The 24,906-nt window shown below is 44.1% G+C and carries 23 protein-coding genes and 1 tRNA gene; 18 read left to right on the top strand and 6 right to left on the bottom strand.

Annotated elements, in window-relative coordinates; translation table 11 throughout:
* The first annotated feature begins 30 nt into the window (after positions 1-30).
* Entirely contained in the window at positions 31-651 is a 621-nt protein-coding gene (locus K5609_RS12410; protein ID WP_221073918.1) for a class GN sortase, read from the top strand.
* A gap of 57 nt (positions 652-708) precedes the next feature.
* Here the strand turns inward: K5609_RS12410 and K5609_RS12405 are convergent, their stop codons facing one another.
* Positions 709-1,785, bottom strand: a complete 1,077-nt coding sequence (locus K5609_RS12405) for a DUF3179 domain-containing (seleno)protein (RefSeq protein ID WP_215426440.1) — start codon at positions 1,783-1,785, stop codon at positions 709-711.
* A gap of 412 nt (positions 1,786-2,197) precedes the next feature.
* On the opposite strand from K5609_RS12405, the gene K5609_RS12400 reads away from it, so the two are divergent.
* The 12 genes from K5609_RS12400 (at position 2,198) to K5609_RS12345 (ending at position 14,745) form a co-directional block, all read left to right on the top strand.
* Positions 2,198-3,061 (top strand): AraC family transcriptional regulator, encoded by an 864-nt coding sequence (locus tag K5609_RS12400; RefSeq protein WP_221073917.1) that lies wholly within the window; start codon positions 2,198-2,200, stop codon positions 3,059-3,061.
* Positions 3,062-3,214: 153 nt separating this feature from the next.
* Positions 3,215-5,356, top strand: coding sequence for a TonB-dependent siderophore receptor (locus K5609_RS12395; protein WP_221073916.1), 2,142 nt, complete (start codon positions 3,215-3,217; stop codon positions 5,354-5,356).
* Between the two features lie 45 nt (positions 5,357-5,401).
* The gene (locus K5609_RS12390) at positions 5,402-6,118 is read left to right on the top strand and encodes a siderophore ferric iron reductase (RefSeq protein WP_221073915.1); all 717 of its coding nucleotides are present in this window, start codon (positions 5,402-5,404) and stop codon (positions 6,116-6,118) included.
* Positions 6,119-6,135: 17 nt separating this feature from the next.
* Complete coding sequence (locus K5609_RS12385; RefSeq protein WP_221073914.1) at positions 6,136-6,906, top strand: ABC transporter ATP-binding protein; 771 nt, start codon at positions 6,136-6,138, stop codon at positions 6,904-6,906.
* Positions 6,897-7,808, top strand: coding sequence for an iron-siderophore ABC transporter substrate-binding protein (locus tag K5609_RS12380; protein ID WP_221073913.1), 912 nt, complete (start codon positions 6,897-6,899; stop codon positions 7,806-7,808). Before K5609_RS12385 ends, K5609_RS12380 begins: the two co-directional genes overlap by 10 nt.
* Positions 7,805-9,775, top strand: a complete 1,971-nt coding sequence (gene fhuB / locus K5609_RS12375) for a Fe(3+)-hydroxamate ABC transporter permease FhuB (RefSeq protein ID WP_246611848.1) — start codon at positions 7,805-7,807, stop codon at positions 9,773-9,775. The genes K5609_RS12380 and fhuB overlap by 4 nt, the downstream gene beginning before the upstream one ends.
* Before the next feature lie 99 nt (positions 9,776-9,874).
* A complete protein-coding gene (locus K5609_RS12370) occupies positions 9,875-10,654 on the top strand; it encodes a DUF3450 domain-containing protein (protein WP_221073912.1) in 780 nt (259 codons plus the stop codon).
* Positions 10,651-11,985, top strand: a complete 1,335-nt coding sequence (locus tag K5609_RS12365; protein ID WP_221073911.1) for a MotA/TolQ/ExbB proton channel family protein — start codon at positions 10,651-10,653, stop codon at positions 11,983-11,985. Before K5609_RS12370 ends, K5609_RS12365 begins: the two co-directional genes overlap by 4 nt.
* On the top strand, positions 11,975-12,514 hold the full coding sequence (locus K5609_RS12360) for a MotA/TolQ/ExbB proton channel family protein (protein WP_221073910.1): 540 nt from the start codon (positions 11,975-11,977) through the stop codon (positions 12,512-12,514). The genes K5609_RS12365 and K5609_RS12360 overlap by 11 nt, the downstream gene beginning before the upstream one ends.
* Positions 12,511-12,915 carry an ExbD/TolR family protein gene (locus tag K5609_RS12355; RefSeq protein ID WP_221073909.1) on the top strand — a complete coding sequence of 135 codons (405 nt, stop codon included), beginning with the start codon at positions 12,511-12,513 and terminating at the stop codon, positions 12,913-12,915. Before K5609_RS12360 ends, K5609_RS12355 begins: the two co-directional genes overlap by 4 nt.
* On the top strand, positions 12,915-13,559 hold the full coding sequence (locus tag K5609_RS12350; protein WP_016402582.1) for an energy transducer TonB: 645 nt from the start codon (positions 12,915-12,917) through the stop codon (positions 13,557-13,559). Before K5609_RS12355 ends, K5609_RS12350 begins: the two co-directional genes overlap by 1 nt.
* Positions 13,552-14,745 (top strand): tetratricopeptide repeat protein, encoded by a 1,194-nt coding sequence (locus K5609_RS12345; protein WP_221073908.1) that lies wholly within the window; start codon positions 13,552-13,554, stop codon positions 14,743-14,745. The genes K5609_RS12350 and K5609_RS12345 overlap by 8 nt, the downstream gene beginning before the upstream one ends.
* On the opposite strand, the gene K5609_RS12340 is transcribed toward K5609_RS12345, so the two are convergent.
* The 4 genes from K5609_RS12340 to K5609_RS12325 all read right to left on the bottom strand — a co-directional run bounded on the left by K5609_RS12340 (position 14,742) and on the right by K5609_RS12325 (position 17,690).
* A complete protein-coding gene (locus K5609_RS12340) occupies positions 14,742-15,188 on the bottom strand; it encodes a copper resistance protein CopD (protein WP_221073907.1) in 447 nt (148 codons plus the stop codon). The genes K5609_RS12345 and K5609_RS12340 overlap by 4 nt on opposite strands.
* A 275-nt stretch (positions 15,189-15,463) precedes the next feature.
* Positions 15,464-15,540, bottom strand: a tRNA-Pro gene (locus tag K5609_RS12335).
* A gap of 86 nt (positions 15,541-15,626) precedes the next feature.
* On the bottom strand, positions 15,627-17,441 hold the full coding sequence (locus tag K5609_RS12330) for a DUF3413 domain-containing protein (RefSeq protein ID WP_221073906.1): 1,815 nt from the start codon (positions 17,439-17,441) through the stop codon (positions 15,627-15,629).
* A 27-nt stretch (positions 17,442-17,468) separates the two neighbouring features.
* Positions 17,469-17,690, bottom strand: a complete 222-nt coding sequence (locus K5609_RS12325) for a YejL family protein (RefSeq protein WP_163133521.1) — start codon at positions 17,688-17,690, stop codon at positions 17,469-17,471.
* A 75-nt stretch (positions 17,691-17,765) separates the two neighbouring features.
* Here K5609_RS12325 and yejK point away from each other — a divergent pair, with 75 nt between their 5' ends.
* The 5 genes from yejK to K5609_RS12300 all read left to right on the top strand — a co-directional run bounded on the left by yejK (position 17,766) and on the right by K5609_RS12300 (position 24,087).
* Positions 17,766-18,770: a nucleoid-associated protein YejK gene (yejK, locus tag K5609_RS12320; RefSeq protein ID WP_221073905.1), complete on the top strand. Its 1,005-nt coding sequence runs from the start codon at positions 17,766-17,768 to the stop codon at positions 18,768-18,770.
* Positions 18,771-19,056: 286 nt separating this feature from the next.
* On the top strand, positions 19,057-20,238 hold the full coding sequence (malE, locus tag K5609_RS12315) for a maltose/maltodextrin ABC transporter substrate-binding protein MalE (RefSeq protein WP_152780990.1): 1,182 nt from the start codon (positions 19,057-19,059) through the stop codon (positions 20,236-20,238).
* 87 nt (positions 20,239-20,325) lie between these two features.
* Positions 20,326-21,957 carry a maltose ABC transporter permease MalF gene (gene malF, locus K5609_RS12310; protein ID WP_221073904.1) on the top strand — a complete coding sequence of 544 codons (1,632 nt, stop codon included), beginning with the start codon at positions 20,326-20,328 and terminating at the stop codon, positions 21,955-21,957.
* Positions 21,958-21,969: 12 nt separating this feature from the next.
* Positions 21,970-22,860, top strand: coding sequence for a maltose ABC transporter permease MalG (malG, locus tag K5609_RS12305; RefSeq protein WP_016402572.1), 891 nt, complete (start codon positions 21,970-21,972; stop codon positions 22,858-22,860).
* A 90-nt stretch (positions 22,861-22,950) separates the two neighbouring features.
* Positions 22,951-24,087: an ABC transporter ATP-binding protein gene (locus tag K5609_RS12300; protein WP_221073903.1), complete on the top strand. Its 1,137-nt coding sequence runs from the start codon at positions 22,951-22,953 to the stop codon at positions 24,085-24,087.
* 72 nt (positions 24,088-24,159) lie between these two features.
* On the opposite strand, the gene K5609_RS12295 is transcribed toward K5609_RS12300, so the two are convergent.
* Positions 24,160-24,876: a PilZ domain-containing protein gene (locus tag K5609_RS12295; protein WP_221073902.1), complete on the bottom strand. Its 717-nt coding sequence runs from the start codon at positions 24,874-24,876 to the stop codon at positions 24,160-24,162.
* Positions 24,877-24,906: the final 30 nt, after the last annotated feature.

The following is a 24,906-nucleotide window of genomic DNA, read 5'->3' as shown; positions in this document are numbered from 1 at the left end:
TTTGTAGATAAACAGCGTTTAGGGAACATGATGAGCATAAGTTTTTTAGCCAAACACCCAGTACCTTGTAGCTTGTTTTTGTTGGGCGTTTTGGTATTAGGCCACGGTGCCTATATTCAAGCAAAAGCATATTTGGCCCAGTTTTTAATTGCTCAAGCCTGGCAGCAAACCTTAGATGATCAGCAAGTTCATAAACCTTGGCAGTGGGCCGATACCTATCCGGTTGCCAAGCTGAGTTTTGTGACCAAACAAGAAAGCATCGGCTTTAAGCATCAAGTTGAGTCTGTTTATGTGCTGGCGGGCGCATCAGGCAGAACCTTAGCATTTGGTCCTGGTTTAGTACTCAGCGGGGCAAAAATTGGCGAGGTAGGCAATACTGTGATTGCCGGGCATCGCGATACGCATTTTGCCAATCTAGCAGCCGTAAACAAAGGCGACTTATTGCAGGTTGAAGCGAGTAATGGCGAAATTTTGCTATATCAGGTGGTGAATACACAAATTGCTCACCAAAGTGATACCCAGTTTATGGCGCCCAGTGACGATAACCGCTTAACCCTGATCACCTGTTACCCCTTCAACCAGCTGAGTGGCGGGGCAGAGCAACGCTATATTGTGGAAGCGTTGTATGTGAATAAACCCTTGGCTATTTAGCCGAGGTCTGAAAAAGGCCGCAAGTGCGGCCTTTAGTTGTTTATCAGCGATAAGCTTTTAGCTAAGTACTAGGGTGTTGGGGAAGAACTGCGTCCAAATACCGTAGTGAACACCGTTATGAGTTGCCACTTGTTTACCTTCACTATTAAGCAGCTTTACAATTTCGCCATCGGTTTCTATTTGTAAGGTTTCTCCGCCAAACTCAAAGGTAAAGCCATTGTTATTTCTAGCAAAGCCTGGGTCGATGGCAATTTGCTCACTGCCATTGTCATAACCAAATATTTCTAGTTTTGGATTTAAGCGAGTATCGTCCAAATTCAAGGTATCAAAGATGAAATCTGGGTTTTCAATGTTACGTTGGTTCTTAAGTGGTTGTTCGAATAAACCCAACAGCACTTCGTCAATTAAGCGTTCCATTCCATAAATGTAGACCTGAGCATCAGGGTACAAGGCTTTGGCAGTTTCCCACTCCATTTGGGTATTAGGAAGCACAGATGTTTGGTGTTCGGTAAACTCAGACTGCATAGTGATTTGCTGAATAGCGGTACCATTATTGATGTCTTTAAATACAAGGTTGTTATGTACTTGGCCTAATACCTGTAAGTTTGACTCACCCAAGCCATAATCAGTTTCCACCACCATTGGCAAGTTTGATAAACCACAGTAGGTAACGGCATATTCAGTGCCATCTTGCTCAAAGCCAGCCACGTGCGGTACTTGTAAGTGATAGCGTGGAAAGATATAGCTTTGTTCACCCAACTCAACAACGTATACCCGTGAGTCTTCTTCGGGAATCAGTTTGTCAGCTTGCTCTACCGAGTAGTATTGCGCGGAAAACTGCTCTGTTGGAAAAGCCGTTGGCATGGCATAAGATTGCGCCCAAAAGGTAACGGCGACTCCTGCAGTAGACAGCGCCATCCACATCGGCTTCCAATATTTTCCCTTGCTGTTTGCCCACCATAAAATGCCTAGTGCAATGGCTTGTGCAGCCCAAAAGTAAGGCATATAGCGGAAATAGTGTAAAACCCAGTCTCGGGGTACACCAATGGTTTGGCCTGGCTCGGTCATTAACACGGCACAAAAAATAGCAATTAGTGCCAATGTTAATGCATACAAATTAAAGAGTATTTTCATTATTCCTCCCCTGTGAGCAAATTGCTGTTAGCGCTTACGTCTGCTTCAACAACAACGCTGCACTGTTGCTCTCGCTCACTTCACTTAATGAGTGGCAGTTAACTGCCGTTTCAATTCAAAACTTGGTTAAAGTTTTACATAGCGATGAGCTGGGAGTAATGCCCGTTTGTGGGAAGCATTGTTGCAAATAGTGAACGAATAGAAGCTTAAGCTAATCATTCATAGAGGCTGTGGCTAAGTGTTGGTTGTTGGTCATTATAGAAAGATGCCTCGGCCATAAAAGGGTAGATAAAAATCTTGTGCCATTATAATTAAATAAGTTAAAAGTAGGCAGCCGTTGAAACGCTTAGGCGAATCGTATTACCTTTAAGCAACCAACAGTCAGTTATTCGGTAATGTATAAGGAACTATATTGTCGCGCCTGTCCCCGCAGCTTAATCGCATAAACAGCTTGCTTGCTTTTATTCATCAGAATATTGAGCAAAGCATGAGTGTGCATGATTTAGCCGCGCAAAGCTGTTGGTCGCGCTGGCAGTTGCAACGTATTTTTCAAGAGCTCACCAATAAAAACTTAGCCAAGTATGTGCGTGAACAAAAGTTGAGCCGAGCGGCAGAGCAATTACTTGATGGCAAAATGCGAGTAACCGACATAGCACTGCAATATGGCTTTAACTCTGAAGTAAGCTTTAGCCGCGCCTTTAAACAGCATTTTGGGCTGGCTCCCGGCGCGTATAAACGCCGCGGTGACTGCCAAGGTATTAGTGCCCCAATGGTGCTAATGGACAACCCGCGCAGTCAAACTCAACGAATGATAGAGGTTCGCATAGAGAGTCGCCCTGCATTTAAGGTCTACGGTGTGGCGGGGCAAATAGATAATTTGTATACCCCCCAAGCAGATTTTAAGCTAAAAGTTCCTTCCTTATGGCGCAGTTTTCATCAGCTTTATCCGATGCAAAGTGAAGGGTTAACCGGGGTGGTAGACACCTTAAATATTCACGCTAGCGGTAAACTTAATTACTTGGCGGGTAGCCAGCAAATAAGCGACGCTTCTGAACAGCTACAGTGCTGGAACGTGCCACAGCAGTTGTATGCCATTGTTAGCCACACCGGACTTATTCAAGACTTGGCTGCCACTATCGATTGGTTTATTCATCAATGGTTGCCAGAATCTGAATACCAAGGGGTAGATGGCTACGAGCTAGAATGTTATCCCGAAAACTACCAACCGCAGTCGCCAAGCGCGACTATGGAATACTTCCTACCTATTCAAAAATGATGATTTAAGTCAATCTCGCTGTAAATAATGCAAAAAATCTTGTTATTTGCACCAAATTGTTAAGTTTTTAAAATGTGATCTGTATAGAATCATAAATGAGAATCATTATCAGTAGCATTTAACTTTGCGTTAACAAGAGATAACAAACGGATCATGTTTAATACTAAAATCACTACCATTGCGATGCTGGTGGCCTCTGCATTGAGTGCACCAGCTTTGGCTGAAGAAGCCGCCATTAGCGAAAAACAAGCAGACGAAAAGCTAACGGTACTAGGAAAAACTTACCGTAATACGGCAACTAAAACAGCACTGTTGCCAGAAGAAACACCGCAGTCAATTTCAACCATTGATCGTGAAACCTTAGATTTACGCGGTGTAAACTCGGTTTCAGAGGCACTGCGCTACACCCCTGGTGTGCACACTCAATTGCGCGGTGGGGCAGTTAATCGCTTAGATCTATTCAATATTCGTGGTTTTACTAACTATCAAAACTACTACGATGGTTTACAGCTGCAATACAATGCTTGGAATCTACAACCACAAATTGATGCCTTTGCGGTAGAGCAGGTAGAAGTCTTTAAAGGACCAACCTCGGTACTTTACGGCGCAATGCCGCCAGGTGGTATGGTTAACCTTATTGCTAAACGCCCAACTATGGAACGTGCTACCGATGTAAGCGTAGCATCAGGTAGTCATAACCTACTAGAAGCAACAGTTGATTCGCGCGGTCAAATAGGTGACAGCAATGTTGCTTACCGTTTCTTGGGTAAAGCAACTAAACAAGATGGAATGGCCGATACTTCTAAGCAAGAGCGTTACCTTATCGCTCCGTCGATTGATTGGCATGTGAGCGATAAAACGCTGGTTAACCTAAATGCTTATTATCAAAACGATCCTCATGCGGGTATTTACACCACCATGCCAGCTTATGGCACGGTGTTAGACAATCCGAACGGTAAGCTGTCGAAAAACTTATTCACCGGTGACGAAAACTGGAACAAGTTTGAACGCGAGTTTGGCTTATATGGTTTTAAAATTAACCATGAGTTCAATAGTAATTGGACCCTGTTGCACGCTACCCGTTACTTAGACGCAAAAGCACTGCAGCACAATACTTACAATGTAGGCTTAGAGCCAACAGACGGGCGCACGGTTTACCGCCGTGCATACCTAACGGATGAAAGCTCTAAAGGTTGGACTACCGATACGCAATTAAACGGTAACTTCACCACGGGTATGGTTGAGCATAGCTTATTGATTGGCTTTGATTGGCAGCAGCTAAAGTCTGAGGTGACTTACTACGATGGAGCAACAACATCCATTGATATTTATGCGCCAGACAATAATCAACTAAACCCGAATGAAGTTTACGACTACATCAAAGGTAACCCAGACGGTTATAACCAAGTAAACAGCTATAAAACCACTCAAACTGGTGTGTATATTCAAGACCAAATGCGTATCGACCGCCTAATTGTTATGGCTGGTGCTCGCTTTGACCAATACAAAAGTGACAGTGTTTACCACCTAGCTGGTGACTACACCGACAGCGTCGATCAAAACAATACCTCTTACCGTTTAGGTGGCTTGTACGAGTTTGATAATGGTATTTCGCCATACATTAACTACGCCGACAGCTTTGAGCCAACGCCGGGAACAGACAAAGACGGTAATGCGTTTGAGCCTTCAACTGGCAGCCAATGGGAAGGTGGTATTAAGTACAACTCAGCGGATATGAGCCAAATGCTTAACTTAGCAGCATTCCATATCACTAAAGAAGGTGCTTTAACTCAAGACCCAGATGGTGCTCCGCATCACCAAATTCAGGTTGGTGAATCGGTATCGAAAGGTTTTGAAGCGGAAGGTCGCTGGTGGGCAACGCCTAATCTGGATCTTACCGCAAGTTATACCTATCAAAATGTTGAGATCACTAAAGATAACTCGGGCTTAGAAGGCAAAACGCCAGTATGGGTACCTGATCAACTAGCCAACTTATGGGCAAATTATCACTTCTTTGGTGGCAGCTTAGACGGCTTAACCTTAGGTGGTGGTGTGCGCTACATTGGTGAAACTCAAATTGATGCAGCCAATAGCAGCACCGTAGACGGCTACACAGTGGCAGACGTTTCAGTTAACTATGGCCTTGGCCGCTTAGGCAGCGGGTTAGAGAGCTCTGCGGTATCGCTAGCAGTAACCAACTTGTTTGATAAAGAGTCTTACAGTTGTTATGACACACTAAACTGCTGGTCAAACGATGAACGTCGAGTTGTCGCTCGACTAAAAATGGGCTTCTAAATAAGGGTTACGGGGCTAGCTAATTATTGCTAGCTCCGAGTAGTAATGACGGTAAATAGCGATAAACACTATAACCAAATGCTGCAACAATTTGCTGTTGCAGCTTTTGAGTTTCTGAGTCCTGTAGATTCGGCCGAACAATGGGTGCGTGAAGGCTCTGTAGATAGCATGGGTGAACTGTATCAGTTTTGGCAGTTACAGCATCCAGAAGCAGGCAAAATCTACTGGCAAAGTCGCAGTTGGAGCATGTTGGCTTGGCAACCGATCAGCCTTGCCTTGATTGCTTGTTACCAAGTGCAAGCCAGCCCCGATTTATCTCGTTTGAGTCAGCGTTATCATTTAGGCAATGTATTTGGTTATCGTTTTGAAGCTAACGAGTTAGCGCTTTGGCAGCAATTTGAGTCTGCTGCGTTACTACGTAAATCAATTACACAATCTCTACGAGTTTTGCTGGATCAGTTGCTAAAAGATTTTAGCCAAGTGGCTCGGATCAGCCCTAGTACCGCTTATCGAAATATCGCCGATGGGGTATTGGATATGATGTTACGTGGAGCAAAAGCTAGCCAGCAAGTGATTAAGCCCGAACTTGTCGAGCATGAATTTCAACATTGGTTGCAAGATTTAGAACTGCCTCTTGAACCCCGAGCAACATTATTTGAAGACCCACAAGGTAGCCTGCAAGTTGCGAGGGTGAGTTGTTGTATGGACTATAAAAAACAGCAGGGGAGTTATTGTGTTGGCTGCCCATGCGAGCCGAAATAAAAGGCAGAACAATAAAGATGTATCAATTAAGCAAGATAAACGTTGAGCGTGATAATAGAAGCATATTGTCTATTGATGAACTAAGCATAGATCCCACCGCCTTTACCGTAGTGCTTGGACATAATGGTTCAGGAAAATCTACCTTGGTCAATCTGTTAACCCAGCAGTTTTCGCCAGATAGCGGTGAGATAAGCCTTAACAACAAAGCCTTAGCTAACTATAAAGCGCGCGAGTTAGCGCAATTGGTGGCTTATCTTCCTCAGCAACTACCGCAAGTTGCAGGTATGACAGTACATGAGCTTTGCAAGCTGGGGCGTTTTCCGTGGCGTGGAAGTTTTGGCCGCTGGCAGCCTCAAGACTATCAGGCGATTGAGCAGGCCATTGTTCAAACTGATTTAGTTAAATATCGGGACAGTTTTGTCGATGAGCTAAGTGGCGGCGAGCGCCAGCGTGCATTTATTGCGATGTTATTGGCGCAGCAGTCGCCATTATTGGTACTTGATGAGCCAACTTCAGCCTTAGACATTAGCCATCAATACCAGCTTATGGAGCTGCTTCAATCGCTCAACAAACAAACTCAAAAGGGCATGGTGGTAATTATTCACGAACTTAATTTAGCCTTGCGCTACGCCACCAATGTTATTGCCTTAAAACACGGCAAAGTGGTGTTTTCTGGCCCTAAAAGTTTGTTGGAGAATGAAGCGACGCTTTCCGATTTATTTGCCAGCAATATTAAGTTGCTTGAGCACCCTCAAGATCACACCAAGGTGGCAACAGTATGTTTGTAGCACTCACTCGTATTAGTTTAATTTTTTGCTTATTTACGGCTGCTGCTAAGGCAGACATTATGGTTGAAGATAGTCTCGGAACCCATAAACTGAGCGCGCATCCGCAAAGAGTTGCCGCGCTTAACTGGGATGTTGCCGAGCAAGTGCTGGAGTTGGGAGTTACACCTATTGCTATGTCTGACATTGGCGGCTATCAAGAATGGGTAGTACAACCCAAGGTACCGCAAGGGGTGGTGGATATTGGTACACGCACCGAGCCAAATTTGTCATTACTGGCTGAACTAAAGCCCGACGTTATTCTTATTGCTTCTCCACAAAAAGATCTTATGGCGCGTTTATCGGCCATTGCGCCAGTGCTGTTCTATCAAAACTACAGCGCTAAACACAAAAACGCTGACGCGGTGGTAGAGAACTACCTTCGAATCGCTCAGTTATTGAATAAAACAGAATTTGCCCAGCAACGCTTGGCAGATACCCAACAAGAATTAGATTCACTCTCCCAGCAGTTGCTTAAGGCTTATGGTGGAGAGTTGCCAGAAGTTGCTGCTATTCGTTTTGCCAGCACCAGCTCTGTTTATCTTTATGATGAAAACTCTATTCCGGTGCATGCTCTCAATCGTTTAGGTATTCGTTCTGCCATGCCAGAGCGAGGCAGCCAATGGGGCGTGGCCAAAAAACGCATTACCGAACTTGCCCAAGTAGAGCAGGGCATGGTGTTGTATTTTGAACCTTTTGCGCATCATCAAGCCTTAGATAATTCTAGGCTGTGGCAAGCAATGCCTTTTGTGAAACATCAACGAGTAAGCAGTGTTGCAGCTACCTGGAGTTATGGCGGCGCTATGTCGGTGTTGTACAACGCACGAGCCTTAACTAAAAGCTTACTGGAACTATCACCTCAATGATTAAAGCGTATCCCATCTCGCTTGGCGTGCTGCTGCTTGGTTTGGTATTAAGCCTAGTGTTTGGTAGTGATTTAGCTTTTCAGCGGCAATGGCAATTGATTGGCGGTGTTGAGCCTGAACAATTTATAGATTTTGCTTACCTTTACTCACTGTTGCCACGTATGACCATGGCCTTAATGGTTGGGGCAAGTTTAGGCTTAGTGGGTAGCTTAATGCAGCAGCTCACTCAAAACCCTTTGTTGTCTCCGTTAACTATGGGAACCTCTTCAGGGGCTTGGCTAGCCTTGGTGATGCTTAACTTATGGGTGCCGCTTGATATTGCAGATTTAAGTGCGGCGGCCGCGATGATTGGTGCAATGTTCGCCATGTTTCTGGTCATCGCCATTGTCGGTATACGCAACCTTAGTGGCTTGCCAGTCGTGCTGGCCGGTATGGCGGTAAACATTGTTTTAGGGGCGGTGGCCACCGCAATCATTTTGCTGAATGAGCAATTTGCTAGCAACTTGTTTATTTGGGGGGCTGGCGATTTAGAGCAAAATGATTGGTTTTGGCCGCTTTGGTTAGCCCCTCGTTTGTTGCCTGCCATTTTGATTTTTCTATTAGCCCCGCGGGTACTGAGTTTACTTAAACTTGGCCAGCAAGGCGCAGCGGCGCGTGGTTTAAATGTAGTGCCAATGTTCTTGCTGTTATCGGTAGTGGGCGTGTGGTTAGTGGCAGCCAGTATAACTGCAGTAGGAGTGATTAGTTTTGTTGGATTAATTAGCCCAAATATCGCACGGCGCGTAGGCGCAAGAACAACCAGCAATGAACTATGGTTGAGCTGCATTATTGGTGCCTTGCTATTAGTATTCACCGATTTATTAGCCAATGCCTTAAGTGAGCAAATTGGTGATGTTGTGCATAGTGGTATTGCGGCTGCACTGGTTGGTGCGCCAATACTTATAGTGCTATGCCAGCGGCAGTTGCGCGCGCAAGATCAGCTTTCCTTAAGCTTACCTCAATCAAGATTGCGTTGGCGTAATCGCTATTACGGCTTGGCTGCTTTTATTATTGCTTTAATTGCTTTGCTTTCTTTACTGGGACAGCATAATGCAGGAAGTTGGAGCTTAGCGATCCCAGATTCATTCAACTGGTTATTACGCTGGCCTCGCTGGTTAACTGCAGTATCGGCTGGTGCAGCGCTCGCGGTGGCTGGGTGTGTATTACAACGTTTGATTTTTAACCCTCTAGCTAGCCCGGACATATTAGGGGTTTCTGCAGGGGCCACCATGAGCTTGGTAGGTTTAACCGTTATCACTGGTGCCAGCATTTTTAGCGCATCTCCCTGGGTGGCTATATTAGGCAGTACCATTGTATTGGCTCTATTGTTTTTGTTTAGTACTTATCGGCAGTTTTCTCCGGCCAAACTGGTTCTGTGTGGTATCGCGTTAGCGGCATTGATTGAAGGTTTAGTGCACTTTGCGTTAGCCAGCGGCCAGCAAGAGATATACGAGATTTTGGCTTGGTTGGCAGGTTCTACCTATCGGGTTAGCCCAGAGGCCGCATTACGCTTAGCTGCAGTAAGTTTTGTGGTAATTTTAGGCTTGTATGTGTTACATCCTTGGCTAAGTTTGATTTCGGCTGGTCGCTCGTTTGCACAAGCAAGAGGCCTAGCTGTGCCTAAAGCTTATGTGTTGATGTTACTGGGAGTAGCCTTACTGTGTGCCATGGTAACTGCTACCATGGGGCCGGTAGCATTTGTGGGTTTGCTAGCGCCACATGTTGCAGTAATGCTAGAGGCGCGTTTAGCTAAACAACAGATTATTGTGTCTGCCTTGGTTGGGGCTTTATTGTTGTCTTTTGCAGATTTGATAAGCCAATGGATTTTTTATCCTAGCCAAGTGGCTGCTGGAACCTTGGTATCAATTATTGGTGGTATTTATTTTATCGCCTTATTGGTGCGTGGTCAGCGACAGGCCAGAGCCTAATCAATGAAAATGAGAATTAATTACGCTACACTCGGCGCGTATTACTATTGCTGCCAGCGCTTAATCAGTGCTGGTTCTATTAAACGATTGGAAGTATTCATGTTTAGTTATCTACTTCGAGTCAAATGGTTGTTGTTAACAGCCAGTTTGATGACAAGCATTTCCTTTGGCTCGCAAGCCGAGCAGTTAGATCAAGCACGCAAGATTGAAGGCGAGATTGTTGACCAAGCAAAACACAGTCAACAACGTATCGACCAATCAAGTGATCAGGCTTTGGCCTTAGCGTCAGAGATTCAAGCGCTTGAGCGAGAAGTGAGCCAACTAAAGGTATACAAAAATCACCTTAGTCGTTTAGTTGAAAGCCAGCAAAGTGAGCAGCATAGTTTACAAGAACAACTCAATGAAATTGGCTCAACTCGCTTAGGAGTAGTGCCACTTATGTATCAAATGCTCGAAGGGCTAGCCCAATTACACGAGCAAGATTTACCGATCCGCAGTGAGGCTCGCCAGCAGCGCCTAACAAAGTTAAATACGCTAATGAGCCAAGCGGATGTTAGCGACTCAGAAAAGTATCGTCGGATATTAGAAGCCTATCAAATTGAGTTGGATTATGGCTTGAAATTAGGCAGCTACGAAGCGCAAATTGAGCTTGATGGCTCACGCCAAGTAGAGCTGTTAAATCTAGGCAGAGTGAGCTTGGTGGCGCGTAGTTTAGATCATCAACAGTATTGGGCATGGAATCAAAATAGCCAGCAATGGCAAGTTATCGAAAGTAAGCAACATCGCAATGTAGGCTTAGCCTTTGATGTAGCAAATAAAGTCGCAGCACCGAGTTTATTAGTGCTGCCACTGGCGCTAAGTGCGGAGGCTAATCAATGAAACCATTTGTATTGATAACACTGCTCGCTTTAAGTAACAGCGCCGCTTTGGCAGAAGAAACTTTACTAAGCACCACGCAACAAGCTAAGCAGCAAGAGTTACAGCATAACCAAGTAAGAGAGCAAGGCTTTGAGCAAGAACTAGCGCAGCTTAAAGCGCGCCAGCAAGCTTTATTGGCCGAGCGTGATGCCTTACAAAAGGATACAGATAGTTTAAGTGATAGTTTCACTGACAATGAAAAAACCTTAGCAGAATTAGAAACCGAGCTACATTTAGCGTCGGGTAGTTTAGGTGAGTTATTTGGTGTAGTGAGGCAAGCCGCTAAAGAGCTCAAAGTAGAGTTACAAACTAGCGCATTGGTGGCCAATCAGCCAGAGGTGCTATCCTCCTTAGATCAAATAGAGCAGGCACGTGCGCTGCCCTCTATGACCGAACTAGAAGGTTTGTGGCAAGCATTTGAACGCACCATTCAAGCTAGTGGCCGTATTGAACACCTGCAATTGCCTTATTTTGATAACCAAGGGCAGTTACAGCAGCAGGAGTTTTGGCGTTTAGGCGGCTTTGGTTTGGTTAACGAGCAAGGTTATGCTCGCTGGGATGGTAAGCAAGCTAAGTCTTTTATTGTGCAGCCTGAACTTGCGCCTACGGCCACAGAGTTACAGCAAGCGTCGGGAAGATTTGTAAGCATGGATCCAAGCCATGGAGGTTTGTTGCAACAATTGGCCGAGCAACCTACTTTAGCTCAGCGTTTTTCCCATGGTGGGGTAGTGGGTAAAGTTATCGCACTATTGTTTGCATTAGGAATGCTGATTGCCTTATATCGAGGTGTTCGTTTACTCATCATTCGCAGTCAAATTAGGGCTCAGCTGAAGCAACCTGCTAATCCAAAAGATAATCCTTTAGGCCGAATATTACAGGCTTACAAAGCCGACCAAGACCAAGCTGTAGAAGCAATAGAGTTGCGTTTACTTGAGCAAATTGTAGATGAGCAGCAGCATTTAGAGCGTGGTTTAAGCATGATTAAACTGCTTGCAGCACTAGCACCAATGTTGGGGTTATTGGGTACAGTAACTGGAATGATTGAAACGTTCCAGGTGATTACTCAGTTTGGCAATGCCGATCCTAAAGTAATGGCAAGTGGCATCTCGATGGCCTTGGTGACGACTGTTCTTGGGCTTATTTCTGCCATGCCTTTGTTATTCTCGCACAATGTTTTGCATGCACAAGCCGAGGCGATTCGTAACATACTCGAGAAGCAAAGCTTGGGATTGGTTGCTCAGCGGGCAGAGGCAAACCATAGCTTAAAGGCCGTAAGTAACAATGCTGCTTGAGTTAATCAACCAGTTACCTGACTGGGCCAATATTAACGAGTTTATGCTGCGGGGCGGGCCGGTACTTTGGGCCTTAGTTGCTGTGGTGGCTGGTTTTTGGTTACTTAGTTTAGAGCGTTTGCAGTTTATAGTGTGGGATTTTCCGCGTTTGCAAAATGTCTGGAAGTCCCGCTGGGATGCCCGTGAAGAGCAGCATTCTTGGCGGGCTTTGTGGCAGCGTAATGCTTGGTTGAGCGAAGCAGAAAACGCTTTGAAAAGAAATTTTAATCTCTTGAAATTGTTGGTGGCACTTTGCCCAATGTTAGGTTTACTGGGCACGGTAACTGGGATGATCGTGGTATTTGATACCATGGCTAGCCAAGGAAATGCTGACCCGCGATTAATGGCAGCAGGCATTGCTAGAGCAACGCTACCTACCATGGCTGGCATGGTTGCAGCCCTTACCAGCATGTTTATCTATTCACGTTTATCGCGGTTAAGCCAGCGTAAACAGCTACATTTGGAAAAGCTTTTAAGGAGTCGTCGATGAGATTAGGTCATCGCAGGCAACAGCACGAAGAAGCACAAGTCGACCTTACGTCGATGTTGGATATTGTATTCATAATGTTAATTTTCTTCATTGTGACTAGCTCATTTGTTAGAGAGTCGGGCATGGAAGTGCAAAGGCCGCAGGCGAATAATGCGGTTGCTCAAGCTAACGCTGGAATTTTTGTAGCAGTGGATGCGCAAAACCGGATCTTTATCGATCAACGTATGATTGACGTAGAGCGAGTTCAAGCTAATTTGGAGCATTTACTGTTAGAACAACCTAGCGCCAAGCTGGTTATTCAGGCCGATAAACATGCCTATAATGGCACAGTAGTAAAAGTGATGGATGGCGCTAAAGCTGCTGGTATTCAAGACATCGCTTTGGCCACCGAGGCGCCATAATGCTGCGTTTGTTGTTAATCAGCCCCTTAGCGGTGTTGTTAGCTATTAGTCTGTTTGTTGCGATGAACTCTATGGTGCATTTTCAACGCAGTTTGCCGGAAGATAATTCAGCGAAGCCGAATTTGTTTATTCAGCTGCAACAGCCTGAAAGCATTGCCCAGCGTAGACAGCGCCGCTTACCTGAGCCGCCAGAACCGATGCCAGAAGCGCCAAGTTCAAGCGCTACCAGTGCACCTGAGCAAGCGTCTAGCAACGACCAACAACTTAATACTTTAGCGATGCCAAGCATTAACTTTGAAAGTAATGTTAGTGCGCTAAGTTTATCAGCACCCAATTTACCTATGGTTGCCAACGTTCAACAGCAAGACATTTTGCCACTGCATCGGATAGAGCCTAAATATCCAGAGCGGGCGAAACGACGTAATATTGAAGGCTATGTGAAGTTCAGTATCACTATCAATGAGGCTGGGCGAGTAACAGATATCAAGGTCTTAGATGCCAAACCCAAAGGGGTGTTTGAACGCGAAGCATACAAAGCGCTGTCGCGATGGAAGTACCAACCACAAATGGTAAATGGTAAAGCCACAAAAATTACAGATCATACTGTTATTATTGATTTTGAGGTTCCAGCTGCAGATGATTAGGATCTTATTGGCTACTTTAGTGTTTTGCGGGCTAAGTTCTGGGCCACTGTTTGCTCAAGAATTAAGTCGGAATACAGCTGAACGGGTGCAACGAGTATTTCAATTGCAACAAGATGGCGAACTCGCTAAAGCCATTTCTCAGTTAGAACAACTCAAGCCCAGCGCAAAATATGACCAAGCTTACATAGCTAGAATGTTGGGGATTTATTATTGGCAAGACGAGCAAGTAGCGTTATCTAAAGCAAAACTGGCAGAGGCTGTGAACTTGCAAGCGTTTCCCCCACAACAGGCCTGGGAAACGCGAAATATGCTGGCCGAAATACTACTTAGTGAGCAACAGATTGATGAAGCATTAAGCCATTTTGAGATATTGCTGACTCAAGCTCAGCAACCGGAATTAGAGCTTAATATTAGTCCCTCACAAGCGCTTAGTTTACGCGCTAATTTAGCTTACGCTAATTATCAACAACAAAACTGGCAAGTGGTGTTAGATCATTTAGCCGCGCTAGAACAGCTGCAAGTGTTAGATAAAAACAATCTAAGTATGCGTTTTATCGCTCAAGTGCAGCTAAAGCAGTTAAAAGCGGCGATCATCACCAATCAAGCTTTACTGGTGTTAGAGCCAGAAACGCTGCGTTGGTGGCAACAACTAAGTGCTTTGTACAGCCAAACCCAGCAACATCAAAAAGCCTTAGCTACCTTGGTTTCTGCAGAGCGTTCGGGATTAGCCTTGGGGGAGAGCTTGTTACGCCATAAAGCTCAGCTATATGCGTATCTGAGAGTGCCAGAAAAAGCAGCTTTGAGTTACGCCCAATTGGCTGATGCGGATTCTGATGCGGCATTGCTGCTTCGCCAAGCACAGCTTTGGCAGCAAGCAAGAGAATGGCAAAAGTCAGCGAAGTATTGGCAACTGCTTGCTGAGCATAATCCAGAGTACAATTTGCAGTATGCTCAGGTGTTGTTATTGAGCAATCAATATACTCAAGCTATTGAGGCTTTAAAACTAGCTGATCCGCAAGAACAACAAGCTAAATCGCAGCTATTATTGGCTGAGATTTACTTAGAGACTAAAGATTACTCACAGGCTTACGCTGCTGCTCAACGTGCGCATAACCTTGAACAAAGCTCGCAAAGCGAGCGCTGGTTAAACTATTTAGAAGCCTTAGTTGCCGATACAAAAGCTTAAGCAAACCAAGCTAATCGGAAAGAAAGGCCAAGGGCAACAAAGCCAACACTGAGAAAAGTAACAGCGATGATATGCAAGGCCATATCCCACAAGTTATTGCTGGATAGTTTAGGTAAAACGCGCAATTTGGCATCTAAGGCTAAACCAAAGGTTAAAGCCAATAATAGTAGTTTACCGGCAATGCCGTGGCTTATTGGGTTATTCATGCTAAACCAAAGGCTCACATCGGGGAGCCAATGGTAAGCCAGCAAAAGCCCGGTAATCACTTGAATAATTAACGCTGGCATTCCCACCTTTTCAAAAGCTTGCTCAAAATCTAGCAGCATTTCTGGTGATTTAGCTTTTAATACTTTGGGTAATATCACCAAGCAAAGCACGATATGTCCACCGGTCCAAATAGTTGCTGCGATGAGGTGGGCGAGTAGCAAAAGGCTGTATGTCATTAGGTTTCCTTACCTTGGGTAGTTGTTTGCACTATAAGCGAATGGGCAGCTTGTAACCTTGATAATTATCATTCAAATGCGAATGTTAATAGTTTTTGTTACTGAGTTTGAGAAGACATCTGTTTGCGCGCTTTTTGAGGGTAGGTTGGCTTTGAAAGGTGGTGACTAAAGTGCTTTGCTTCGGATAGCTTGTACAACTTTTATTGGCCCAAGCAAAAGCAGACGTTTTGCAGGTAACAAAAAGCCCGTAGCTCATTGAGCTACGGGCTGCTATTTGGTCGGAACGAGAGGATTTGAACCTCCGACCCCCGACACCCCATGACGGTGCGCTACCAGGCTGCGCTACGTTCCGAATTAGCAATGAATTTACTTAGCTATCAGAGTGCTGTCAATACACCACTTTGGTTTTTGTGCTTAAGTGTTCATTCAATGTACAAATTATTGTTGTGGTTGATAAAAACGTTTTAAGTCGTTTAAGACTTGTACCAACATTGGCACAGATACACGGGCGTTGCTGGATTTTAGATCACGGTCTAATACCCGATAGCTCCCCGACTGATTAAAGAGAGTAATCTGGTTGCGTTGAACAACAGCTTGTTGTTCTTGGTTACCTATTAATATCCAATCGCGCTTACGCTTCTTAAATAAGTTTTGTCCGGTGCTATAGTTTGCGCTGTTAGATGCTACTGAGAGCATTTCTTCAAGCAAGGTTGGCACTATATCGTTATGGCTAGTATCACTGTGCAATAGTGATGGGTTTTTATCTGGCCAAGATATAAATAACGGCACTTGAGTTTGATAGCGGCTAAAGTTGCTATTGTTACCCCAGTAGTTGCTATTACCATCGTTTAGCTCGTTTCCGTAGTCGGATGTTACCACTAAAATGGTGCGTTCTAATTGGCCGCTTTGAGCTAGTTGCTGGTACACCTTGTTCAGTTGCGAGTCCACAACTGTGGCGGCATCTGAGTAATGTTGGCTTAAGGAGTCAGGTGTCACTTCACTCATAGTTTCACCGCTGCCATTGTCATAAGCAGCAACGCCATTAAGATATAAAAAGTTAAACCAAGGAAGTTGCGCATATTGGCTTTGCTGCCAGATTAGCCACTCCTGTATGGCTTTCTCGTCACCTGCAGCTCCGCCAGGCCACTTAGTCATATCGAGGTTTGAAAGCGCGCTAAAGCTGGTTCCTACTAATTCTGGCAGGTTTAAGCCACGGCTACTAAACAATTCAATCTGATAGTTGCTGTCTTGAAGTGCAGACACCAATACAGAGCCTTGGCTTTCCGTATTAAAGCTCGGCCAATAACTGGTTGGGATTCCGTAAAACAAACTAAATAAACCTTCTTGCGGTTTATTGCTGCCACTGTGGTGACTAAAAAACTGGCTAGAGCGTTTAGCTTGCTTCCAGCTGTTTGGCATTGCTTGTTGGTTAAGCATATCCCAGCGTAAGCCTTCCACTACCACGAGCATCAAGTTGTAGCGCTGTTCAACTTGGTCATATTTTAGTGGCGAGATCGGGTAGCGAAGTTGTCCTTGCTGCTCTTGTTCTTGAGCTTTGATTTGTTTGTAGTAGGCGTCTACATCAAAAATGCCTTGCTCTTGTAAGAAGCTTCGTGCGGTAAGCGGGTAGAACAAGGGGTAGTTATTCTTTTGTCGAGTAATGGTGGTGTAGTTTGTTGCATCGGCCCAAGCGTGCACAAAGTGAGTTAACAAAAAGCAGATGAATAAGACACCAGCGATTGGTCCGCCAAGGCGTTTGTGTTCTAGGCGGCGCAAATACTTCCAACACAGTTTTGCTAGCCAAAGTTCTAACAAAAAAATGAAGGGTACTGATACAAACAATAAATTAAGCGTATTGGCTTGGCTGTTTTGCTCTTCATCTACAAGTAGTTCCAACAAAGCTGGATTTAGGTGCAAATTAAAAGTAGCAAAAACTTCGGTGTCGACAATTAGTAAGCTTATTCCGATGGTGGCGAACAGTGCCCCCACAAAACGCATTGAGCGATTACTAGGTATTACAAAGCTGAGTGGGAACAGGGTGAGCAAGAAAATAACAAAGGCAATAAAGGAGAATTGCCCCAACCAACTCACTATTAAATAGCTTTGACCTAAAAATGTTTCCGGTGGCGTAGCCAGAACCAGATAGCGTAGACCAACAATTAAGGCCAAAATTATATTAGATAAACAAAACCAGTGGCCCCAGCTGATAAGCTGAGACACTTTGTCGCGGTACTGTTTTGAGCTATTTACCATTGCGAGACAGAAAATCCTTTAGTGTGCTTATTTTTCTTCGTTAATCGAATTCTTTAGCGCTTTGGCAAAGCCCTCGGTGAGCTTTTTCCTTTGCTCTGGCGCAACACGCTGATTGATCATACAGGTAGCTGCATTGCCCAGTACCATTAGCGCCAAATCAGTGGTTACATTGTGATTGTCGACTACTTTGAGTACATCATTAAGTAATTGTTCCACCTGCTCTGTGGAATATTTTGAAACTATTGCCATTACTTCTCTGCAAATTTGCTGATAAAGACGCGTATAATACCCCACCTTGTCAGCAAACACTAACAGTAAGAGACTATGAGCATTTCCTTAAAACACCTTATTTTACATTCACTAGAGCTAGTTGAAGATGGCACCATTGGCTTGCAAGCGCGAGCAGAAGAAATGGCTCATAGCGAAGAGGCGCTTAGCTTAATCGAGAGCTTACATCTCAACTATAGTGGGAAAGCAGCTAAAGGCTTTGGCTTTTATAATCAAGAAAATGACAGCCCATTTAAGCAGCAGCTGGATGCCTTGCTCAATCAGGAAGTGGGCTTTCATAAATACAGTGTTGACGCGGGTACAGTATTAGTTGAAGAGTTAAAGAAATATGATTTTGTTGAACAGGGTGTATTGCTTCTGGCCAACTACGAGCACGTTGCTGGCGAATACCTACTTGTCATGCTGTTAGAAAACAAAACCTCGCCTGCGGTAAACGATAGCCTAGAACTTACTGCTAGCCGCTACTTAGAAACAAGCTCTGTGCAACTTGCTGCGCGAATTGATATTACCGACATGCAACGTAATCCAGAGTCACAGCGTTATGTTTCTTATGTAAAAGGAAGAGCTGGGCGCAAAATTTCAGATTTCTTTGTGGAGTTCTTGGGTTGTGACTATGGCTTGGATGTCAAAATGCAAAATGCCGTACTTATGCAAGCTGTTGACGATTACTGCCAAGCGACTCAGTTAGATAAAGATGAAAAACTCGCCTATAAAGATGAAGTTAAGTCTTATTGTGAGCAACAACTAAAGGATGGCGAAGAAATTGTAGTAGGAGAATTAGCTAAAGCCTTACCTACTGCTGAAGAAAACGTTGATTTCTACCAGTTTGCCGCTGAGAACTACCCCCTTGAAGAGCAATTTCCAGCTGATCGAACAGCTCTGAAAAAATTGGCTAAATGTTTTGGTCAGGGGAAAGGGGTATCGGTAAGTTTCGAACAAAAATTGTTAGGAGATCGCGTTTTTTACGACGAAGCAACAGATACATTGACGATCGTAGGAATCCCTCCTAACTTAAGAGAACAGTTGAAAAATAACAAATAAGTTAATTGGATTGCTTGAAAAGGTTATCAGTTTCATTTTTGTAGTTTAATTACTACATGGAAAGGTTTTCAAGTATATTTACTGGTGGTTATGTTGTTTTATTACCACCGTTAGGTGATTAAATCACCTCTTGAGGCAGGCTGCACCTCGGTTTAGAGGTTTGTAGTATAATTTCAAAAGTGCGAGCTAAGTCATGTGTTAAGCCAGCCTTATGAGCTAGAATCTAGCGCAGCAAGTTACTCTTGCGACCCAAAAAATAATCATAACGACAGTTAAGGAAAGGCTAATGAAAAAGACAATTCTTGCATCTGCTATTGCGGTTGCTTCTTTAGGCATGGCATCTAATGCTTTTGCTGCGATTGAAGAAGGCCAATTAACCATTTGGGTAAATGGTGATAAAGGCTACAACGGCTTGGCTGAAGTAGGTAAACGCTTTGAAGCTGATACTGGTGTTAAAGTAAGTGTTGCACACCCAGACGATGCCCCTGGTAAATTCCAGCAAGCGGCTTCAACTGGTTCAGGTCCTGATATTTTCTTATGGGCTCACGACCGTTTCGGTGACTGGGTTGATGCTGGTCTATTAACCGAACTTAAGCCAAGTGCTGAGAAAAAAGCAGCAGTAGAAGACTTTGCTTGGAACGCGGTTACTATCGACGGCAAAGTATACGGCTACCCAATCGCTATTGAAGCGGTAGGTCTTATCTACAACAAAGACTTAGTGCCAAACCCTCCTAAGACTTGGGAAGAAATCCCTGCTCTAGATACAGAGCTTCAGAAGTCTGGTAAGCACGCTATCCTATGGGATTACAACAATACTTACTTCTCATGGCCTCTGCTGGCTGCGAACGGTGGTTACATCTTCAAATACGAAAACGGTGCTTACGACGTTAAAGACACCGGTGTAGCAACTGACGGCGCTAAAATGGGCGCTAAAGTAATTAAAGATCTTATCGAAAATGGTCACATGCCAAAAGGCGCTGACTACGGTGTAATGGACTCTGCCTTTAACAAAGGTGAAGTTGCAATGGTTATCAACGGTCCTTGGGCTTGGGATAACATGGAAAAAAGTGGCATCAACTACGGTGTAACTTACATTCCAACTATCAACGGTAACAAAGCTAAGCCAATGGTTGGTGTATTAGCAGGTGCAGTTAACTCTGCGTCACCTAACGCTGACTTAGCGGTAGAATTCTTAGAAAACTACCTTGTTACTAATGAAGGCTTGAAATCTGTGAATGACGATGTACCACTTGGTGCTGTAGCGCTTAAGTCGTACATGGAAGAGCTTTCAAGTGACCCACGCATCGCTGCAACTTTCGCAAACGCTCAAGATGGTGAGCCAATGCCTAACGTAGCTGCTATGGGTAAATTCTGGTCTGCGATGGCAACATCTCTAACCAACATCACTAGTGGTCGTCAACCTCTAGAGAAAGCACTAGACGCCGCTGCGCGTCGCATAGCGAAATAATACGGTCATATTATTTCGGTCAGGAGGAGGATATTGGTCTATCCTCCTCTTTATTAATTTCGGTCAAATACAAAGGTTGTACATAAGATGGGTCTTTCTGCGTCTCCAGGTTTTATGCAGGGCAAGTATGCTTGGCTAAAACTGCTGCTGATCACAGCGATTGTATTGCTTAACGGCTATGCAATTGTTTTGATGTATGCAGGTGGTGAATATGCATTTGCATTGCTCACCCTTGTTGTTGTTTCTACCGGTGTTTACGTTTTTTTAAGTAAAAAAATGTATGCCCACCGATATATCTTCCCCGGCATTGCGGGGATGGTCGTATTTATCATCTTCCCTCTGGCATATACCATTGGAATTGCATTCACCAACTATAGTGGCACTAACTTATTGTCGCTCGAGCGGGTAGAGCAGTTACATATCCAGAAGACTTACATGGCGAAGGGCGGTTCATTTGGCTTTCAGTTACATCAAGAGTCTGAAGGTAAATACGTTCTAGCACTATCACAAGACGATAAGATGTATGTTACTCGTCCTGTAGAAGTTGTATCGAATGCAGATGTACGTGCTCGGAAACTTACGCTTAAAACTAAGCGAATTAAATTACACGAAGTTGACGCTTTACCTACTAGTGAAAAAGCGCCAATTAAAGAAATTATTTCTCACCGTCAATTTTTCAATAGCATCGTATTAGTTACGCCAGACCAACATGAATTGGTTATGAATGGTCTTCGTAAGTTCTCTGCGATGAAGCCACTTTATACTCGTCTTGAAGACGGTGTGGTACTAAAAGAAAGTGGTGCTATTCTTCCTGGTCCTTCAATTTTACGTAACAACCAAACTGGCGAGCTTATGCTGCCAAATATGGAAACAGGTTACTTCCAGTACATCGATGGCGACGGCGAGTTCGTTGGTAGTCGTTTAGCGCCTGGTTTTACTGTTAGCGTAGGTTGGAAAAACTTTGAACGTGTTGCTACCGATAAAGGTATTAAAGAACCGTTCATCGAAATCTTCATTTGGACAGTGATTTTTGCTGCTGCATCTGTAGCATTTACTCTAGCTATTGGTATGGTTCTCGCCTGTCTAATTCAGTGGGAGGAGCTAAAAGGTCGCGCTATCTATCGCGTAGTACTCATTCTCCCCTATGCGATTCCAGCATTTATCTCAATCCTAGTATTTAAAGGTTTATTCAACCAAAACTTTGGTGAGATTAACGAAATCTTAAACGGCTTATTCGGTATTAAACCAGATTGGTTTACTGACCCAGTAATGGCCAAGTCGATGATTTTGATCGTTAACACTTGGTTGGGTTACCCCTACATGATGATTTTATGTTTGGGTATGCTTAAGTCTATTCCAGAAGACTTATACGAAGCTTCTGCAATGGACGGTGCGGGTCCAATTAACAACTTCTTCAACATTACTGTTCCGTTGTTAATGAAACCTCTAACACCATTATTGGTGGCTTCTTTTGCCTTTAACTTTAACAACTTCGTTTTGATTCAGTTATTGACCAACGGTGGTCCTGATATCATTGGTGCTTCGACACCAGCTGGTACAACCGACTTACTCGTAAGTTACACCTACCGAATTGCCTTCCAAGGTGACGGTGGTCAGGATTATGGTCTTGCAAGTGCCATTGCAACCCTAATTTTCTTAGTGGTTGGTGCACTAGCATTGATTAACTTGAAACTAACTAAAGCTGATAAAACGGCATAAGGAGAAGCTACTATGGCAATGGTTCAACCTAAATCATTGAAATATAGAAAACTAGCTACTCACGTAGTGCTATGTTTGTTTCTATGTTTAATTATTTTCCCATTATTAATGGTAATCACAATTTCATTCCGTACGGGTAACTTTGCGGTAGGTGAATTGATTCCATCAAACCCTACTTTAGACCACTGGCGCTTGGCCTTAGGGATTACAGTCGTAAACCCAGATGGTTCATTAACACCGCCTCCATTCCCAGTATTAACTTGGTTATGGAACTCGATTAAAGTAGCGGGTATCTCAGCCTTACTCATTGTGGCTCTATCTACCACTAGTGCTTACGCATTCGCTCGTATGCGCTTTAGAGGTAAAGCTACCATTCTTAACGGTATGTTGATTTTCCAGATGTTCCCATCTGTATTGGCCTTGGTTGCAATTTACGCCTTGTTCAACAAGATTGGCGAATACATTCCTTGGTTGGGTCTAAACACTCACGGCGGTTTAATCTTCGCTTACCTTGGTGGTATTGCACTTCACGTGTGGACCATTAAAGGGTATTTCGAAACCATTGACCCGGCGCTAGAAGAGTCTGCAGCTATCGATGGTGCAACTCCTTGGCAGGCGTTTAGATTGGTATTGTTACCGCTTTCTGTTCCTATTTTGGCAGTTGTGTTCATTCTTGCATTCATTGGTGTTATTACCGAAGTACCAATGGCGTCTGTATTGATGCAAGATGTTGATAAACTAACGCTCGCCGTAGGTGCTCAACAATACCTCTATCCGCAAAACTACTTGTGGGGCGATTTCGCCGCTGCAGCTGTATTGTCAGGATTCCCTATCACGCTAGTGTTCCTAATGGCTCAACGTTGGTTGGTCGGCGGGTTAACGGCTGGTGGTGTTAAAGGTTAAATTATTTGGGCGTAGTCACTGTTGTGGCTACGCAAAACAAGATTGATTGCGAGTAAAGCGAGCGCTTTATTCAGTTTGGAGCTAATAATAATGGCTAATGTAATTCTAAAAAATGTACGTAAAAATTATGACCCGGCGATTCACCAAGACACTTTACGTGACATTAACTTAGACATTCAAGATGGCGAGTTTGTTGTATTTGTTGGTCCATCAGGTTGTGGTAAATCTACCCTTTTACGTATGATCGCTGGCTTAGAAGACATCACTAGTGGTGAACTCGAGATCGGTGGCAACTTCATGAATGATGTGCCACCAGTAGAACGTAACGTAGGTATGGTATTCCAATCTTACGCCCTGTACCCACACATGGACCTACGCGAAAATATGTCGTTTGGTCTTAAGCTGAAAAAAGTAGAAAAAGATATCATTGAAAAGCGTGTTAATAACGCATCAGATATTCTTGGCTTAGACCCACTGCTTGATCGTAAACCAAAAGAGCTAAGTGGTGGACAGCGTCAGCGTGTTGCTATTGGTCGTTGTATCGTACAACAACCTGGCGTGTTCCTATTTGATGAGCCTTTATCAAACCTTGATGCTGCGCTTCGTGTGAAAATGCGTATCGAGATTGCTAAGCTACACAAAGAACTTCAATCAACTATCATCTACGTTACCCACGACCAAGTGGAAGCGATGACTTTAGCTGATAAAATTGTTGTGTTAAGCCCATTAGATCCTAATGCTGGAACTAACCTAGAGCAATATGGTTCACCTTTAGAGCTTTATCATAACCCTGCCAATAAGTTTGTTGCTGGTTTTATTGGTTCGCCAAAAATGAACTTCATTGAAGGTGAGTTAATTGAGACGGGTGAACAACAGAGTAAAATCAAACTGGTAACAGGCGATATAATTAGTGCTGCAGTTGACTCTAGCCGCGCTAGTGTTGGTGACACTGTAGAGTTTGGTTGCCGTCCTGAGCATTTGGTAGAAGATACTCATGCTCACGCAGAGAACTTCATTACAGGTACCGTTGTGGTTGCTGAACATTTGGGTGCTGAGTCTTACGTTTATATGGACGTTAAAGGCTTTGACTTCACCTTTAAAGCACGTAGCGAGTTCCCATCTACCAATGGTGATCAACTACGCGTAGGTTTACCAACTAACGCTGGGTACTTGTTTGATAGCAATGGCATTGCGTTCCCACGTACTGCCAAGTACAACAAAGACTAGAAGTTGACCGTTAATTCAAAAGCGACCCTCGGGTCGCTTTTTTTGTGTCATAAATAAGTATTGCTAGCTATATCAGCCAGGTGTTTTGTTTTCTCGTTGGACAATTTCAAGCAGTGCGCTTTCTATAAACTTTTGCTTAGTTTGCTCGTCTGCTTCAAAACTTAAACCGTAATGAACCTTTTCGGGTGAGCGTTGCTCTAAATGCTGATTGCAGATGTTGGCGGTGATCGCCAATGGCTCTTGTCCTTCAATACTCAGCTCTAGGGTGAAGGCTTTTTTAGTTAAGGGCAGTGGGATAGGGCTAGCAACAAAACCTCCGCCGTTTAGTGATAAATCTTTTAGTAAACCATCAAAAGATTCTTGGTTATCGGCACTTGTGTTGAGTTTACATTGAAGAGATATGGGTAATCGGCTGTGTTGGCGCAAGCTGATTTTTTGTACGTTACGTGGGTAATCCAATACCACCCAGCGGCCTACGCTACTCATTAATTTAGATATAGAACCTCGGTAAGCAAAAATAGTGGCGTTTGGGTCACCTTCGTTAACAATGCGAACCACAATCGACTGACCTTCTCGAATTAGGTCTCTGGCGGCTTCCCAGTTTTGATCCATTCCGCGAGATAAAATGACACACATGCCTGGTTCGATACCAATTAGGCGACTTCGTAAGCGCAATGGCTTGGTGGGAGTTGGGATTTGTAAGTGCACTTCGGTTTGGCAGGGAAGGGCATTAAATTGCTTGAGAAGTTCAGGAGCTATAGGGTCCACGGCGATATCTATTCTTTCCATGACATAGCCTAACCATATCATAATTCTTGT

This window comes from Agarivorans aestuarii (assembly GCF_019670125.1).
Classification (GTDB): Bacteria; Pseudomonadota; Gammaproteobacteria; order Enterobacterales; family Celerinatantimonadaceae; genus Agarivorans; species Agarivorans aestuarii.
The sequence above is the reverse complement of the archived record's forward strand: the minus strand, read 5'-3'. Positions and strand labels throughout refer to the sequence as shown.

What these genes read in the sequence shown, in the direction of transcription:
- yejK (WP_221073905.1), top strand. Translation starts at nt 17,766, where the DNA reads ATGAGCATTTCCTTAAAACACCTTATTTTACATTCACTAGAGCTAGTT.
- K5609_RS12345 (WP_221073908.1), top strand. Translation starts at nt 13,552, where the DNA reads ATGATTAGGATCTTATTGGCTACTTTAGTGTTTTGCGGGCTAAGTTCT.
- K5609_RS12365 (WP_221073911.1), top strand. Translation starts at nt 10,651, where the DNA reads ATGAAACCATTTGTATTGATAACACTGCTCGCTTTAAGTAACAGCGCC.
- K5609_RS12330 (WP_221073906.1), bottom strand. Translation starts at nt 17,441, where the DNA reads ATGGTAAATAGCTCAAAACAGTACCGCGACAAAGTGTCTCAGCTTATC.
- K5609_RS12355 (WP_221073909.1), top strand. Translation starts at nt 12,511, where the DNA reads ATGAGATTAGGTCATCGCAGGCAACAGCACGAAGAAGCACAAGTCGAC.
- K5609_RS12410 (WP_221073918.1), top strand. Translation starts at nt 31, where the DNA reads ATGAGCATAAGTTTTTTAGCCAAACACCCAGTACCTTGTAGCTTGTTT.
- K5609_RS12300 (WP_221073903.1), top strand. Translation starts at nt 22,951, where the DNA reads ATGGCTAATGTAATTCTAAAAAATGTACGTAAAAATTATGACCCGGCG.
- K5609_RS12395 (WP_221073916.1), top strand. Translation starts at nt 3,215, where the DNA reads ATGTTTAATACTAAAATCACTACCATTGCGATGCTGGTGGCCTCTGCA.
- K5609_RS12370 (WP_221073912.1), top strand. Translation starts at nt 9,875, where the DNA reads ATGTTTAGTTATCTACTTCGAGTCAAATGGTTGTTGTTAACAGCCAGT.
- malF (WP_221073904.1), top strand. Translation starts at nt 20,326, where the DNA reads ATGGGTCTTTCTGCGTCTCCAGGTTTTATGCAGGGCAAGTATGCTTGG.
- K5609_RS12385 (WP_221073914.1), top strand. Translation starts at nt 6,136, where the DNA reads ATGTATCAATTAAGCAAGATAAACGTTGAGCGTGATAATAGAAGCATA.
- K5609_RS12295 (WP_221073902.1), bottom strand. Translation starts at nt 24,876, where the DNA reads ATGGAAAGAATAGATATCGCCGTGGACCCTATAGCTCCTGAACTTCTC.
- malE (WP_152780990.1), top strand. Translation starts at nt 19,057, where the DNA reads ATGAAAAAGACAATTCTTGCATCTGCTATTGCGGTTGCTTCTTTAGGC.
- K5609_RS12350 (WP_016402582.1), top strand. Translation starts at nt 12,915, where the DNA reads ATGCTGCGTTTGTTGTTAATCAGCCCCTTAGCGGTGTTGTTAGCTATT.
- K5609_RS12360 (WP_221073910.1), top strand. Translation starts at nt 11,975, where the DNA reads ATGCTGCTTGAGTTAATCAACCAGTTACCTGACTGGGCCAATATTAAC.
- K5609_RS12405 (WP_215426440.1), bottom strand. Translation starts at nt 1,785, where the DNA reads ATGAAAATACTCTTTAATTTGTATGCATTAACATTGGCACTAATTGCT.
- fhuB (WP_246611848.1), top strand. Translation starts at nt 7,805, where the DNA reads ATGATTAAAGCGTATCCCATCTCGCTTGGCGTGCTGCTGCTTGGTTTG.
- K5609_RS12390 (WP_221073915.1), top strand. Translation starts at nt 5,402, where the DNA reads ATGACGGTAAATAGCGATAAACACTATAACCAAATGCTGCAACAATTT.
- malG (WP_016402572.1), top strand. Translation starts at nt 21,970, where the DNA reads ATGGCAATGGTTCAACCTAAATCATTGAAATATAGAAAACTAGCTACT.
- K5609_RS12380 (WP_221073913.1), top strand. Translation starts at nt 6,897, where the DNA reads ATGTTTGTAGCACTCACTCGTATTAGTTTAATTTTTTGCTTATTTACG.
- K5609_RS12340 (WP_221073907.1), bottom strand. Translation starts at nt 15,188, where the DNA reads ATGACATACAGCCTTTTGCTACTCGCCCACCTCATCGCAGCAACTATT.
- K5609_RS12325 (WP_163133521.1), bottom strand. Translation starts at nt 17,690, where the DNA reads ATGGCAATAGTTTCAAAATATTCCACAGAGCAGGTGGAACAATTACTT.